The sequence below is a fragment of the Leclercia sp. M-A074-M genome, from assembly GCF_965195605.1.
In the GTDB taxonomy this organism is placed as follows: Bacteria; Pseudomonadota; Gammaproteobacteria; order Enterobacterales; family Enterobacteriaceae; genus Enterobacter.
Genome location: NZ_CBDAHM010000008.1, coordinates 79,030 through 93,799 on the forward strand (window position 1 = coordinate 79,030; position 14,770 = coordinate 93,799).

Sequence of the window (14,770 nt, forward strand, 5' to 3'; positions counted from 1 at the left end):
TGATTTATTGAACCATGCAAAACAGACTGATATAATTGAACCATCTTAAACAGACTGCTACGGTTCACTATCATGACTTCACGTGTCTATGCTTACCTCAGAGCTTCCACCACTCAGCAAGACGCAACACGCGCCAAAGGTCAGTTGGATGAGTTCGCTACAGCCAACGGTATGACCATTTCAAGCTACTTCACAGAGAATGAATCAGGTGCATCGCTACAGCGTCCTGAGTTGTTCAGACTGCTTGAGATTGCGCAGAAGGGAGATGTTCTCTTAGTGGAGCAGGTAGACCGCCTGTCACGTTTGAGCGGCGAAGACTGGAACAAGTTACGGTCACTGATTAATGAGAAAGGTGTGAGAGTGGTTGCCTTAGACCTGCCAACAAGCCACCAGCTTATTCAGTCAGGTGATGAGTTCACCAGCAGAATGCTTGAGGCGCTAAACGGGATGATGCTGGACATGTTAGCGGCCATTGCCAGAAAAGATTACACAGACCGTAAGAGAAGACAGGCTCAGGGCATTGTAAAGGCCAAATCAGACGGTAAGTACAAAGGCCGTCCAGAGGACACACAGCGTAATGAGAGAATAGCCAAGCTGTTACAGGCTGGTATGTCCTACACTGACGTAATGGAAACGGTGAATTGCTCAAGGGCAACGGTGGCAAAGGTCAGTAAGAGTCTCAAAGAGATGGCTTAATTTGACTTGTGAATAGTCACGCCCTGCTTATGCGGGGCTTTCTGATTGATTTCATTGCAGATATGTTGAGGAATTGCTTGTTAAACGCTACTTTCTCAGGTTCGCCCTCTAAGCAGGTATTCATCTGCTCATCAAATCTTCCAGACCTTCACTGATATGTTCCAGTAATCAATGAAGGCCGAAAATAACGAGTGATGCCCTGATTTTACGGAAAAATTTTCATCAGTAATTTTCTGGCCTCATCCCTTAAATCATCGTTAACACGATTAGACGCAATAATTAGCCTTAGTGCTTCTTCACTTGCCCCTGCGGAAATGATTGCTCTCGCTTTACTGGTGCGGCTCCCACAGCTTTTTTCTGTGTATCCTTCCTGAGTATGCAGCAGTTCAATGAGGTCAGCACGTGAAATGGTGGTGTTGGCAAACTTGCTGTAATACGTCACAAAGCACCCCATACCAATAGCTTTAAGGTAGGTGTGTAATTTTTCGTCATCCATTGAGAGGCCCTTAAGAGAATATCTGAGGGAATTGTAACCCCCTGAAAGTCATCTTAACCAGTGGGTAAACTGAGATGAAAGGTTTGATGTCTGGATCCGGCTTATGCTTACCGTTATCCCTGTACCATTGTTTCTGGCATTCAACACAAGCCATGCAGCTTGAGTAATGTTCACTAGCACCATGTCTCTTGCAGATGTGAACAAAGAAACGCTGACCGCGTGCTCTGGCAATCTTTGCAGCAGCAGTTTTTCGGATGGTGAAGTCTTCGTTTCCGGTAAGAAACAAAAATCGGTTTGATGTCTGTACAGTAGGTTTCATTCTTCCAGTCTCCGGTGTGGAAAATCATTCAGCCCACCAGCGATTAACGCTTGATGGGAAGGAACCCTTTTCACCGTGATGGATTGTCTATGGCTTAACAGATGGGAAGGTCTGAAAAGTTGCAATTCACAATATTGCTGTAGGTGAGGTGACTCAACAATTTGGGGGTGTTTAGTCTTCGCTCTTATTGTGAATGTCTGCCATTTGATAAATCTCTTTAGATATGGCCGGACTAGTTGAACTCTCAAGCTACCCCGACTCAACGGGGGCTTAAGCAACGACACCAGATATTCCCACAACTCAAAGAGAACTCATCTCTAACAGGTTGATTATTATATCAAACGCAATGGTTTGATGCAATTGTAACCTGAGCTATTTTAGCGCTTTCTGAGGGCTTATGATGGGCCTTGAGGGAAGAATGTAGGTTGATATTAGGAACGCTTCAGAATGGCATACAGGGGTTCTGATAGGCTATCTGAATAGATTACAAGGCGAAAGCAAGAGCATGACAACGCGAAGCCATGCGAATGTTGAAAGGATAATTCCTTGATTGGTGATTCCACATCTTAACAGTAATCTTTAAAGGTATTGATTAAGTATCTTTGAAGAGATAATAAGATTTTAATGGCTTTTGGCGTAAGCCATTTTCTTATTGTAGTATTCAATTAGTAATAATCAGAAAACTTTAAAGATAATCTGTAAAGGTCTTAATGCATTATATCAATCGTAAAAAATCCGTCAATAGCAAAAAGTGCTAAATATGCTTTTCCGCCATACCACCCACCCCACCAATAATAACCATCCATCAATTTCAGTAATAACAAAATGCCACTGGACAAAAACACAGTTACGTATAATAATAATACAGTAATCCTCATTTATCAAAATCGGTCAACAGGGTCTTAGATAGATGAGAATAGCTAGAAGGTCACTTTCTCAGGTTTTATTATGGGGGGTGACCTTTCCTGTTTCAGGAGTATTAACATGAATGAAGAAAAGAAAGAAATACTTTACTATCGTAGCGGAAAAGACACGTCAATTCTACATGCAGTATAAGAGCCTTTCCGAATTAACAGGGATTACACCTCCCTCTGGTTATACCCCACCCCGTATGATGACAAAAACCAGAAGATACGAAGTTATCAAGGCTATCTGTCAGAAACTGAAACCCTTTGACAGAATTTAACAACATGTTAACATTTGTATATTGGATTGATTTCCTGACAAATTAATGGCTTTCCTGTGGCATCCCTTCCTCGGGACAGGTCAGCCAACCCCCTTACACATTCCAGATGACACTACACGGGTTACGTAAAAGACGGCCTGTGTGGTGTATTTTTGCATCTGAATTTCACGAGAGCGTTAATAATGAATAGTCCTACACAGAAACGAATTGAAATCGAATCACATTTCATCCCCAAAATTAAAGCTGCACTGGAAAATATCGAAGATGCAAAGGATATTTACAACGCAGACAGCCTGAATAAAGATACTCTTATTGCTATCAAGACTAAGCAACTAATGTCTCAGCCAGTCGAAGATTATGGATTCAGAATCCGACAGGTTACACACCCAGCGATGGTACAGACCATTATTCAGAACATGATGAATGAGAATTATATTGTGTATGAAATGGGCGCTGGATTTATCAAGTTTGTACTATTACAGCAGTCACCAAAACATAACCCGCTTGCTGAGATTGAAAAGGCATGTAAGAAAGCCGCTGAGAAATTTGTTGATGCAGGAATCACTGAGAAAGCGAATAAGGTAAATAATGCCATCCATGCTCACAATGTATTGGTGAAACAGGCTGAAGAGGCGTTATCGGGAATTAAACCGCTTGAATCGTATCTATCTGTGATTGTCGCTGGTGAGGTGGGTAATGACTAACAAAGTCACTGAAGCCGCTTACAAGGCTCAGATTGCCACTTTACAGGCTCAGTTAATGCAACGTCATACAGTGACTGCCATCGACGCTGTACAGCCTTTCTGTGAAGCTATAGGTATCAATCCCGCTGATTACGTTAAGGCCACCAGCGCCATGAGCAACCAGCATAAAGCGTTCTGTGACGGGATTCTGAAAGCAGCTTCTTCAAAGGTCACCCGCTTGCAGCGTGATGCAACTGTACGAATTCTCGAAGCACAGACAAAACGAAACAAAGCCATAACAGCAGCCTCAGAAGCGGCTGAAGTTGCTCAGTCGATGGGAGGGCTGTAAATGAATCAACTCTTTAATGAATATGGTCAGAAAGTAAGTTGTAATCTTTTGATGACGCTGCATCCATCGCTTATCACAAAGCTGGAAAAGCTTTCTGAACAGATTGGTCAAGGTGTGGTATCAGAAGACCAACGTTTAACACTGGCAATCGGGGAGATGCTCAGGAGGTTTGAATGACGCTTTATCCGTGTAATCCTCTGAAGTCTCAAGGGGATGCAATTCCGTTAACTCAAAATCTCGCCCTGAATATTCCTGTCCCAATGCTACAGAAGCTGGACAGAGTAGGTTATGAACTTGCGGGACGTTACAAATTGGGCGGATTATCAGAGCAGCGCGTGAGATTGCTGGCATTGGCTCACCTGATAGAGCGGGCTTAGTGCTTGTAATGTGAATGAAAACCAGATACTTTCAAAACCCGAATAGCCTATATTCAAGGGTCATTGAAGTCATAATCGTTTCAGTTAAAAAGCCAGGCCCTGATTTTAAATGCAAATAGCAATCATATTCAATAAGCCAGTTAAACTTCGCCCGATTTTACCGTCCAGCTGGCGAAAAAAAGGCACATCAGGCGCAAGGTTTTAACAATGTTGCCATCTTTACATTGCAGTCACCTGCACTTTCACATAACGTAATTCCCACTTTTATCGGTTAAGGAGCTCCGCTGTGCTTTACGTGATTTTTGCTGCAGATGTCGCTGATTCTCTGGAAAAACGTCTCTCCGTACGCCCTGCCCACCTTGCGCGCTTACAGCTGCTGCATGACGAAGGCAGATTATTGACCGCAGGCCCGATGCCTGCCGTCGACAGCAACGATCCGGGCGCGGCTGGCTTTACCGGCTCGACGGTGATTGCCGAATTTGAATCGCTCGAAGCGGCACAGGCCTGGGCGCAGGACGACCCGTATGTGGCGGCAGGCGTGTATGATAACGTCGTGGTGAAGCCGTTTAAAAAAGTTTTCTAGGATAAAAAAAGGCTCCGTACCAGGAGCCTTTTCTTATTAGTTCAGCGATGCCAGCCGCGCCGCAAAGCCAACAAACAGTAATCCAATTAAACCATTTCCCAGCTTCGCCAGTTTCTTTTTGGTTTTCAGGTAGCGCGTAACAAACGCGCCGGAGAAGATCAGGAAGCTCATATAGATAAAACTGATGATTTCCAGCGTGACCGCGAGGATCATAAAAGCGACGCCGGTGTGCTTCGCGCGAACGTCAATAAACTGCACAAAGAATGAGACATAAAACAAAATCGCCTTCGGGTTGGTCATACTCAGCACCAGCGAGCGTTTCATTATGGTTTTAGCCGGTTCGAGACCGCCAGCATCGCCCTGCTGTGTATGCCTTATTACCGACCAGAGCATTTTGCCGCCCAGCCATAACAGATAGAACGCCCCGAGATAGCGCACAATATTAAACAGCATTGGCGTGGTCTGGATCAGCGCCGCGACCCCCGCCCATGCCAGAAACATCAGTACCGCATCGCCAATAAATACGCCACTGGCGGCAAGATAGCCCTTTTTCACACCGTGACCAATACCGGTCTTTAAAACGAATAAGGTATTAGGCCCAGGCACCAGAACAATAAAAATAGCCCCGACAACATAGGTCCAGAAATTCAGTACACCCAAATCCGCAAACACCTCATCCTCCTTTTTGACGTAGCGAATAAAAAACATCGGGCACCTCTGTGGGTGCCCTTGTGTCATTCAGTAATCCTGAACGGCGAACAGCAACGCATTGCGATGACGGTTCATACTGCATTTTCTGATGGCGTGGATACGCATATTACGGCGGGATTGTGCTTCCAGCCAACGCGCTTTGCGACGACTTGTCTGTCGCAACATGCGCCAGCGCCCTACTTCTGTTCTACTGCGCTTCATGTTACCAACTCTTCACAAAACAGAGCGTTCATTATAGTCCCTTGCCTGCGGCAGACCAGCGCTTTTATCTGGCGTTTTTATTTGCCAGAAAAATCCTGACGCGTAAACTCTTAACAATACGCTTTCAAAAGGATTTTTTATTATGACAACCTTCTACACCGTGGTGAGTTGGCTGCTCATTCTGGGATACTGGCTGTTAATCGCAGGGGTGACATTACGCATCCTGATGAAGCGCCGAGCCGTTCCCTCTGCCATGGCATGGCTGTTGATTATTTATATCCTGCCGCTGGTCGGCATCATTGCGTATTTATCCTTTGGCGAGCTTCACCTCGGTAAACGCCGGGCCGAGCGTGCCCGGGCGATGTGGCCCTCCACGGCGAAATGGCTGAACGATCTGAAATCCTGCAAACATATTTTTGCCGAAGAGAACAGTGACGTCGCCGCGTCGTTATTTAAGCTCTGTGAGCGCCGCCAGGGGATTGCCGGGGTGAAAGGCAATCAGCTGCAATTGATGACCACCTCTGATGACGTGATGAACGCCCTGATCCGCGATATTCAGCTGGCGCGGCATAATATCGAGATGGTGTTTTATATCTGGCAGCCCGGTGGCATGGCCGATCAGGTAGCTGAATCCCTGATGGCCGCGGCACGCCGGGGGATCCACTGCCGTCTGATGCTCGACTCCGCCGGTAGCGTGAATTTTTTCCGCAGCAACTGGGCATCCATGATGCGCAATGCCGGTGTGGAAGTGGTCGAAGCGTTAAAGGTTAACCTGATGCGTGTGTTTCTGCGCAGGATGGATCTGCGCCAGCACCGCAAAATGGTGCTCATCGACAACTACATCGCCTATACCGGCAGCATGAACATGGTCGACCCGCGCTTCTTTAAACAGGATGCCGGTGTGGGTCAGTGGATCGATCTGATGGCGCGCATGGAGGGCCCGGTCGCCACCGCGATGGGGATCGTCTACTCCTGTGACTGGGAGATTGAAACTGGCAAACGCATTCTGCCCCCACCGCCGGATGCCAATATCATGCCGTTTGAACAGGCCAGTGGGCACACTATTCACACTATCGCCTCCGGACCGGGCTTCCCGGAAGATCTGATCCATCAGGCGTTATTGACCGCCGCCTATTCCGCCCGCGAATACCTGATCATGACCACCCCCTATTTCGTGCCGAGTGACGATCTGCTCCACGCTATCTGCACCGCCGCCCAGCGCGGGGTCGACGTCAGTATCATCCTGCCGCGCAAGAACGATTCGGTGCTGGTGGGCTGGGCCAGCCGGGCCTTTTTCAGCGAACTGCTGGCAGCCGGGGTGAAGATTTACCAGTTTGAAGGTGGGCTGTTGCATACCAAGAGCGTGCTGGTGGACGGTGAGCTCAGCCTGGTGGGAACAGTGAACCTCGATATGCGTAGTCTGTGGCTCAATTTTGAGATCACGCTGGTGATCGACGATACCGGTTTTGGGGGCGATCTGGCGGCCGTGCAGGATGATTATATCTCGCGCTCCCGCCTGCTGGATGCCCGTCTGTGGATGAAAAGGCCGCTATGGCAGCGAATTGCCGAACGACTGTTTTACTTCTTTAGTCCGTTGCTGTAAAACGTGCCCAACGATGTTAAACAGGTAGTCATCATGGAAATGGATCTGAACAATCGCCTGACCGAAGACGAAACGCTCGAGCAGGCCTACGATATCTTTCTGGAACTGGCCGTCGATAATCTCGACCCGGCTGACGTGATTCTCTTTAATTTACAGTTTGAAGAGCGTGGCGGCGCCGAGCTGTTCGATCCGTCTGAAGACTGGGCTGAACATGTCGATTACGACCTGAACCCGGACTTCTTCGCCGAGGTGGTAATTGGCCTGGCGGAGACCGACGGGGGCGAGATCAATGATATTTTTGCCCGCGTTCTGCTGTGTCGTGAGAAAGACCACAAGCTCTGCCACATACTCTGGCGCGAATAAAAAAAGGCTGCGATTGCAGCCTTTTTTATTGCCTTTTACCCGGTCAGAGCGGGTCAACCTTCAGGCAGGAGACCGCATGGCGGAAGCTGCCCTCCAGTACCGGACGCGTTTTCGCGCACTCCGGCCCGGCAATCGGGCAGCGGGTACGGAACACGCAGCCAGACGGCGGGTTGATGGGCGACGGCAGTTCCCCTTCCAGCAGCTGAATGGTCTTATTCTGCTCCAGGTCAGGATCCGGCACCGGCACGGCAGACATCAGCGCTCTGGTGTAAGGGTGTAACGGATTATGATACACCTCATCATAGGTGCCCAGCTCCACCGCATGGCCCAGATACATCACCAGTACGCGATCGGAGATGTGCTTCACCACCGCCAGGTCGTGGGCGATAAAGATTAGTGACAGCCCCATCTCACGCTGCAGTTTTTGCAGCAGGTTAACTACCTGCGCCTGAATCGACACGTCCAGCGCGGAGACCGGTTCGTCACAGATAATCAGCTTCGGCTCAAGGATCAGCGCGCGGGCAATGCCGATACGCTGGCACTGGCCGCCCGAGAACTCGTGCGGATAGCGGTTGATAAGGTTCGGCAGCAGACCGACCTTCATCATCATCGCCTTGACGCGGTCGCGCACTTCGGTACGCGGCATCTTCGGATGGTAGGTGCGCAGCGGCTCAGCGATGATCTCGCCAATGGTCATACGCGGGTTCAGTGACGCCAGCGGGTCCTGGAAAATCATCTGAATGTCGCTTCGGACCTCGCGCCACTCTTCCGGCTTCATCCCCAGCAGATCTTTACCCAGCCAGGCGACCTTGCCGCCAGTGGCTTTGACCAGGCCGATGATCGCGCGGGCAAAGGTGGATTTGCCGCAGCCCGACTCCCCCACCACGCCAAGGGTCTCCCCCTCGTAGAGACGCAGGGTGACGCCGTCAACCGCTTTCAGGGTTTTCGCCGGCTGCCAGAACCACTGCTTGCCGTCTTTGATGTCGAAGTGCACTTTCAGATCGGCGATTTCAAGCAGAACATTTCTTTTTTCGTCAATGGCTGTCATACCAGCTCCTCGTACGGCTTAAAGCAGGCACGCAGACGGCCTGGTGCAAACTCTTCCAGCGGCGGCGCGCTGTTGCAGATTTCCATCGCGTGCGGACAGCGCGGCTGGAACGGGCAGCCTTTCGGCAGACGCAGCAGGTTGGGCGGGTTGCCAGGAATGGTCAGCAGCGACTCCCCTTCCGCATCAAGACGCGGTACCGCATTCAGCAGGCCAATGGAGTACGGGTGCGCCGGATGATAGAAGACATCTCGCGCTTTACCGTACTCCATGGTACGCCCGGCATACATCACCAGCACTTTATCGCAGATCCCGGCCACGACGCCCAGATCGTGGGTAATCATGATGATCGCAGTATTAAACTCGCGCTTCAGCTCGTTCAGCAGGGTCATGATCTGCGCCTGAACGGTCACGTCCAGGGCGGTGGTCGGTTCATCGGCAATGAGCAGTTTTGGCCGGCACAGCAGCGCCATCGCGATCATCACGCGCTGGCGCATCCCGCCGGAGAACTCGTGCGGGAACATGCGCATACGCTTACGCGCTTCCGGCATTTTTACCGCATCCAGCATCTTAACCGACTCTTCAAACGCTTCGGCTTTGCCCATCCCCTTGTGCAGCATCAGCACTTCCATCAGCTGCTCGCCCACACGCATGTACGGGTTCAGGGAGGTCATCGGATCCTGGAAAATCATGGATATTTGCTCGGCACGCAGCTTGTTAAGCTCGTTCTCCGGCAGGTTAAGGATCTGCTTACCGTTAAAGGTGGCAGAGCCGCCGATAACGCCATTCTGTGCCAGCAGCCCCATCAGCGCGAACGCCGTCTGGGATTTACCGGAACCGGATTCACCCACGATACCCAGCGTTTCGCCAGCACGCAGGCTGAAGTTAAGATCGTTTACCGCAGTCACATCGCCATCAGGCGTTTTAAAGGTGACGCGCAGATCTTTCACATCCAGCAGAAGGTTACCCTGCTGATGCGCTTGTGGGGCAGATGCCGTTTCAATAATAGTCATGGCGGCACTCCTTAACGGTCTTTCGGATCGAGGGCATCACGCAGGCCATCGCCGATAAAGTTGAAACAAAACAGTGTTACCACCAGGAAACCCGCCGGGAACAGCAGCAGCCACGGTGAAACTTCCATAGAGTTGGCGCCATCGCTCAGCAGCGCACCCCAGCTGCTCAGTGGCTCCTGGGTACCCAGGCCGAGGAAGCTCAGGAAAGATTCAAACAGGATCATGCTAGGTACCAGCAGCGAGGCATACACCACCACCACACCCAGCACGTTTGGCACGATATGACGGACCACGATATTACCGGTCGAAACCCCGCCCACCTGCGCCGCTTCGATAAACTCTTTGCGCTTCAGGCTCAGGGTCTGGCCGCGCACGATACGCGCCATATCGAGCCAGGAGACCATGCCGATAGCCACAAAGATCAGCAAAATGTTCTGGCCAAAGAAGGTCACCAGCAGAATGACGAAGAACATAAACGGGAAGGAGTTGAGGATCTCCAGAATACGCATCATCACCGAATCGACCTTGCCGCCGAGATAGCCGGAGAGCGATCCGTATAACGTACCCAGAATCACCGCAACAAAAGCTGCTGCGATCCCTACCATCAACGAAATGCGTCCACCGATGGCCACACGGACCAGCAGGTCACGTCCGGACGAGTCGGTACCAAAGTAGTGGCCCGATTCGGTATCCGGCGCGCTGGACATCATGCCCCAGTCGGTATCGAAGTAGGTGAACTGCGACAGCATCGGCGCGAGCGTCACAAACAGGGCGATAAGGACCAGGACAATCAGGCTGGCAACCGCAGCACGGTTATGCATGAAGCGACGGCGTGCATCCTGCCAGAGGCTACGCCCCTCCACTTCCAGTTTTTCACTGAAGTTTTCCAGCGCCTCGCTGTTTTTCTTACTTAACATCATGGCGAGCTCCAGTGTCAGTAGCGGATTTTCGGATCGATAACGGCATAGAGCACGTCGACGATCGCGTTAAAGAAGATGGTGAGCGCGCCAACGAGAATGGTCAGACTCAGTACCAGTGAATAGTCGCGGTTAAGGGCGCCGTTAACGAACAGCTGACCAATACCCGGCAGACCATAGATGGTTTCGATAACCATTGACCCGGTGATAATCCCGACGAACGCAGGGCCCAGATAAGAGAGCACCGGCAGCAGCGCAGGTTTTAACGCATGACGGAAGATGATGCGGCGCATCGGCAGCCCTTTGGCCCGGGCAGTACGGATGAAGTTCGAGTGCAGCACTTCAATCATTGAACCACGGGTGATACGCGAAATACTGGCGATATAGGCGAGAGACAACGCGACCATCGGCAGGATCATAAATTTCAGCGCCCCGCCATTCCAGCCGCCGCCGGGCAGCCATTTCAGGGTGATGGCAAATATCATGACCAGCAAAGGGGCCACGACAAAACTCGGTATGACGACACCGGTCATTGCCACCCCCATAACGGTGTAATCCCATTTCGTGTTCTGGTTAAGCGCGGCAATAACGCCCGCCGTGACGCCAAGAATAACGGCCAGTAAAAACGCCGCGGCGCCTAATTTCGCCGAAACGGGGAAGCTGGACGCCACCAGATCGTTTACGGAATAATCTTTATATTTAAACGACGGACCAAAATCACCGTGGGCCAGCTGTTTCAGATAGTTGAAATACTGGGTGGAGATAGGATCGTTTAAATGATATTTCGCTTCGATATTCGCCATAACTTCTGGCGGCAGCGTACGTTCACCGGTGAATGGACTTCCCGGCGCGAGACGCATCATAAAGAAGGAGATCGTGATAAGAATGAATAGCGTTGGGATCGCTTCAAGACAGCGACGTAGGATAAATTTCAACATTGCCCGTACCTTCTGGCGTGTGCCTATATAATATTACGATGAGTAGACACCGTGGGGCAGACAGCGCCCGCCCCACTCATTGCCATTAATGCTTGATAATATACAAGTTTTTAACGTAGATATTATCCATCGGGTCTTTCCCGGTATATCCACCTACCCACGGTTTCACCAGACGGGCGTTCACGTAGTAGTAAACCGGTACGATCGCAGAATCTTTGTCGAGCTGCTGTTCCGCTTTCGCGTAGAGCTCGGCGCGCTGCGCTTCGTCAGTCACTTTCAGGGTATCGCCGATCAGCTTATCGAACTCTGCGCTCTTATAGTGCGCGGTGTTGTTCGAGCTGTCGCTCAGCATGGTGTTCAGGAAAGAGGTCGGCTCGTTGTAGTCCGCACACCAGCCGGCACGCGCCACATCAAAGGTGCCCTGATGGCGGCTATCCAGGAAGGTTTTCCACTCCTGGTTTTCCAGCTTCACGTTCACACCCAGGTTTTTCTTCCAGATGGAAGAGACTGCGATAGCCAGTTTCTTATGCAGATCGGAGGTGTTATACAGCAGGCTGAAGGTCAGCGGCTTGTCTGCGGTATAACCCGCTTCGGCCAGCAGTTTCTTCGCTTCTGCATTACGCTGTTCCTGGGTCATTTTGAACCATTCTGGCTCGGTCAGCTTCGCACCATCGGTGTACGGTGGCGTGTAGCTGTACGCTGGCAGGTCGCCCTGGTTTTTCACTTTGTTGACGATGATATCGCGATCCAGCGCCAGCTTCAGGGCGGTACGAACGCGAACGTCAGTGAATGGCGCTTTCTGGTTGTTGATTTCGTAATAATAGGTGCAGAGGTACGGGTCAACGTGTACTTCAGCAGGGATCTCTTTCTTCAGCTTCTGGAACAGTTCAATCGGCATGTTGTTATAGGTCATGTCGATTTCGCCGCTGCGGTAGCGGTTAACGTCAGTCACTTCAGAAGAGATTGGCAGATAGGTGACCTGATTAATGACAGTTTTCGCGTTATCCCAGTAGTTGGTATTACGCTCCAGGTCGATACGTTCGTTAACGACCCAGGCTTTCAGCTTGTAGGCGCCGTTAGTCACGATATTGGCGGGCTGAGTCCACTTATCGCCAAATTTTTCAACCGCGGCTTTTGGAACCGGGGAGACGGACGGGTGAACCAGCAGCTTATAGAAATAAGGGACCGGCTCGCTCAGGGTAACTTCGAACGTATTGTCATCGATCGCTTTTACGCCGAGATCGGTAATCGGTTTTTTACCGGTGATGATGTCATCAATATTGGCGATGTGGCCATACTGCAGATAGCTCGCATACGGTGAGGCAGTATTAGGATCTGCCAGACGCTGCCAGCTATAAACGAAATCGTGGGCGGTAACCGGGGAACCATCGGACCATTTCGCGTCTTTACGCAGGTGGAAGGTCCAGACTTTAAAGTCTTTGTTTTCCCATTTTTCAGCTACACCCGCAACCGGGTGGCCGTTTACGTCAGTGACCAGCAGACCTTCGAACAGATCGCGGTTAACGTTAGACTCCGGTACACCTTCAATCTTGTGCGGATCCAGAGACTGAACCTCAGCACCGTTGTTACGCACCAGCGTTTGCTTCTCCGCCAGTTGAACTCCAGCAGGGACGTCAGCAGCCATTGCAACGTTGCCTGCGATTAGCGCAGTTAAAATCCCCGCAGCTACCAGACTTTTTTTTGTGATGATGGACATTGTGTTGATACTCCACTCTTTATAATTACTGGTTTTTACCAGCCTGTTTAATTCCCCTTTTTAGGGGTTCCCTGACAACGTAGGAGTTTATGCTGCCGTCAGGCGTTTTTTACTTCTCGCTATCACCGACTTTACTATTACTGGCGGCTCGTCTGGCCGCCTTGCGTCGATTTGTGACATGCCTCCCCTGCCGAGGCATGTATTAATTCTTATAGGTCAAAATCGTTAATGAAAAAGATTCTCAACTAGAAGAATTACGCTGAAATGGAATGGCCGGAAAGTACCAAATGAGTTACTTAGGTGCCAATACATTTTGCAAATTTGTTAACCAATTCTCTTTTACGGAAGGGACCGTCATGCCGTGGCCTGCTATGTCCCGCACCGAAAAAGAAAAAAGTGACCAATATTCAATGAGATGAAGAAAATGTTATGGATGAGCGCACCGCGATGCCAGAAGCGTTCTCTTTTTTGTACAAAAAATTAACAACTGTCTATTATTTAGCACATTCATCTAAATCATTCAGCAAATTACTAATATCATCTCAGTAATCTTGCAGCAAGCCCCAGAGTATTGTGTGAGTAAAATAACAGACGTATTGCGCAGTTTATGAGCAGGTGAGCGGCATGGGAACAGGCAAGTGATTGAAAATCAACAAAACAAAATTATTAATAAAATTAATTATAGTTAAAGCGATTTTCAACTTTCATTATATGATTTGCTGATAATGACAAAAAAAGCGGAGCCCAGGGCTCCGCTTTTTCATTTGAAGGATTAACCTAATAACCCCGGAAAGATTGATTTCAGACCGGTTACAATAAATTCAATCCCTAGCGCCATCAGCAGCAGACCCATTATACGGGTGATAACGTTAATACCCGTCTGTCCCAACAGGCGTACCAGCCATGGCGCAATACGGAATACCCCCCAGCAACAGAAGGCAAACAGAGCAATGGCGATCGAAAAGCCAATCAGATGCATCAGGTTATGGTAACGCGTTCCCCATACGATGGTAGAACTGATAGCCCCTGGCCCTGCCATCAAGGGCAACGCCAGCGGCACCACGCCAATGCTCTCGCGGATGGCGGTTTCTGATTTCTCCTGCTTGTTCTGTTTGTCCTCACCCAGCTTGCCGCTGATCATTGACATGGCAATGGTGACGACGAGGATCCCACCGGCAATTCTGAACGAATCGATTGAGATGCCAAAAATCTGCAATATTGAGTCCCCAAGATAGAGCGACGTCAGCAGGATGATGGCCACAGACAAATTTGCCGTCAGGTTGGTTTTATTCCTGGCAAGGGCGGTTTGATAGCTGGTCATACTGATGAAGACGGGAATAATACCCACCGGGTTCACCAGCGCGAACAGACCGATAAAAAACTTAAAATAGGTTGGGAAATCAAAGAGCGATAGGCTCACTGTTAGCTCCGCTGATTAGCAAGTCTCAATATAAAATGTGGCATCCACAGTAACCGCGCAGACGATACGCCTTTTATGCCGCCAGTTCACCACAATAATGCTAAATATGGTGATGTAACGCTGTAAAATATTTGTGTACTTTATACGTTGTTA

The 14,770-nt window shown here is 49.9% G+C and carries 17 protein-coding genes; 8 read left to right on the forward strand and 9 right to left on the reverse strand.

What is annotated here, in order from left to right; genetic code table 11:
• The first annotated feature begins 72 nt into the window (after positions 1-72).
• Positions 73-696, forward strand: coding sequence for a recombinase family protein (locus tag ACOKCT_RS16665; RefSeq protein WP_032453057.1), 624 nt, complete (start codon positions 73-75; stop codon positions 694-696).
• A gap of 205 nt (positions 697-901) precedes the next feature.
• Here ACOKCT_RS16665 and ACOKCT_RS16670 read toward each other — a convergent pair whose 3' ends face one another.
• Positions 902-1,192, reverse strand: coding sequence for a hypothetical protein (locus ACOKCT_RS16670; protein WP_032453058.1), 291 nt, complete (start codon positions 1,190-1,192; stop codon positions 902-904).
• 1,687 nt (positions 1,193-2,879) lie between these two features.
• Here ACOKCT_RS16670 and ACOKCT_RS16675 point away from each other — a divergent pair.
• The 5 genes from ACOKCT_RS16675 (at position 2,880) to ACOKCT_RS16695 (ending at position 4,689) form a co-directional block, all read left to right on the forward strand.
• On the forward strand, positions 2,880-3,401 hold the full coding sequence (locus ACOKCT_RS16675) for a hypothetical protein (protein ID WP_255046277.1): 522 nt from the start codon (positions 2,880-2,882) through the stop codon (positions 3,399-3,401).
• Positions 3,394-3,729 carry a hypothetical protein gene (locus tag ACOKCT_RS16680; RefSeq protein ID WP_041165403.1) on the forward strand — a complete coding sequence of 112 codons (336 nt, stop codon included), beginning with the start codon at positions 3,394-3,396 and terminating at the stop codon, positions 3,727-3,729. Before ACOKCT_RS16675 ends, ACOKCT_RS16680 begins: the two co-directional genes overlap by 8 nt.
• Positions 3,730-3,906, forward strand: coding sequence for a hypothetical protein (locus ACOKCT_RS16685; RefSeq protein WP_008804422.1), 177 nt, complete (start codon positions 3,730-3,732; stop codon positions 3,904-3,906).
• Positions 3,903-4,106, forward strand: a complete 204-nt coding sequence (locus tag ACOKCT_RS16690) for a hypothetical protein (RefSeq protein WP_008804421.1) — start codon at positions 3,903-3,905, stop codon at positions 4,104-4,106. The genes ACOKCT_RS16685 and ACOKCT_RS16690 overlap by 4 nt, the downstream gene beginning before the upstream one ends.
• Positions 4,107-4,392: 286 nt before the next feature.
• Complete coding sequence (locus tag ACOKCT_RS16695) at positions 4,393-4,689, forward strand: YciI family protein (protein ID WP_032611245.1); 297 nt, start codon at positions 4,393-4,395, stop codon at positions 4,687-4,689.
• Between the two features lie 36 nt (positions 4,690-4,725).
• On the opposite strand, the gene leuE is transcribed toward ACOKCT_RS16695, so the two are convergent.
• Both leuE and ACOKCT_RS16705 read right to left on the reverse strand, forming a co-directional pair.
• Positions 4,726-5,361, reverse strand: a complete 636-nt coding sequence (gene leuE, locus ACOKCT_RS16700; protein WP_420193736.1) for a leucine efflux protein LeuE — start codon at positions 5,359-5,361, stop codon at positions 4,726-4,728.
• Between the two features lie 66 nt (positions 5,362-5,427).
• Positions 5,428-5,601, reverse strand: coding sequence for a YciY family protein (locus ACOKCT_RS16705; protein WP_139156347.1), 174 nt, complete (start codon positions 5,599-5,601; stop codon positions 5,428-5,430).
• A gap of 142 nt (positions 5,602-5,743) precedes the next feature.
• Here ACOKCT_RS16705 and cls point away from each other — a divergent pair, with 142 nt between their 5' ends.
• Together cls and ACOKCT_RS16715 are read left to right on the forward strand one after the other, a co-directional pair.
• On the forward strand, positions 5,744-7,204 hold the full coding sequence (gene cls, locus ACOKCT_RS16710; protein WP_103179911.1) for a cardiolipin synthase: 1,461 nt from the start codon (positions 5,744-5,746) through the stop codon (positions 7,202-7,204).
• A gap of 33 nt (positions 7,205-7,237) precedes the next feature.
• Complete coding sequence (locus tag ACOKCT_RS16715) at positions 7,238-7,567, forward strand: HI1450 family dsDNA-mimic protein (RefSeq protein ID WP_103179912.1); 330 nt, start codon at positions 7,238-7,240, stop codon at positions 7,565-7,567.
• A gap of 43 nt (positions 7,568-7,610) precedes the next feature.
• Here ACOKCT_RS16715 and oppF read toward each other — a convergent pair whose 3' ends face one another.
• The 6 genes from oppF to ACOKCT_RS16745 all read right to left on the reverse strand — a co-directional run bounded on the left by oppF (position 7,611) and on the right by ACOKCT_RS16745 (position 14,617).
• Positions 7,611-8,615 (reverse strand): murein tripeptide/oligopeptide ABC transporter ATP-binding protein OppF, encoded by a 1,005-nt coding sequence (gene oppF, locus ACOKCT_RS16720; RefSeq protein WP_103179913.1) that lies wholly within the window; start codon positions 8,613-8,615, stop codon positions 7,611-7,613.
• Positions 8,612-9,625, reverse strand: a complete 1,014-nt coding sequence (locus ACOKCT_RS16725) for an ABC transporter ATP-binding protein (RefSeq protein ID WP_103179914.1) — start codon at positions 9,623-9,625, stop codon at positions 8,612-8,614. Before ACOKCT_RS16725 ends, oppF begins: the two co-directional genes overlap by 4 nt.
• Before the next feature lie 11 nt (positions 9,626-9,636).
• Positions 9,637-10,545 (reverse strand): oligopeptide ABC transporter permease OppC, encoded by a 909-nt coding sequence (oppC, locus tag ACOKCT_RS16730; RefSeq protein ID WP_103179915.1) that lies wholly within the window; start codon positions 10,543-10,545, stop codon positions 9,637-9,639.
• 14 nt (positions 10,546-10,559) lie between these two features.
• Positions 10,560-11,480, reverse strand: a complete 921-nt coding sequence (gene oppB, locus ACOKCT_RS16735) for an oligopeptide ABC transporter permease OppB (protein ID WP_103179916.1) — start codon at positions 11,478-11,480, stop codon at positions 10,560-10,562.
• A gap of 85 nt (positions 11,481-11,565) precedes the next feature.
• Positions 11,566-13,197, reverse strand: a complete 1,632-nt coding sequence (oppA, locus tag ACOKCT_RS16740; RefSeq protein ID WP_103179917.1) for an oligopeptide ABC transporter substrate-binding protein OppA — start codon at positions 13,195-13,197, stop codon at positions 11,566-11,568.
• A gap of 772 nt (positions 13,198-13,969) precedes the next feature.
• The gene (locus tag ACOKCT_RS16745; RefSeq protein WP_103179918.1) at positions 13,970-14,617 is read right to left on the reverse strand and encodes a YchE family NAAT transporter; all 648 of its coding nucleotides are present in this window, start codon (positions 14,615-14,617) and stop codon (positions 13,970-13,972) included.
• Between the last annotated feature and the right edge of the window lie 153 nt (positions 14,618-14,770).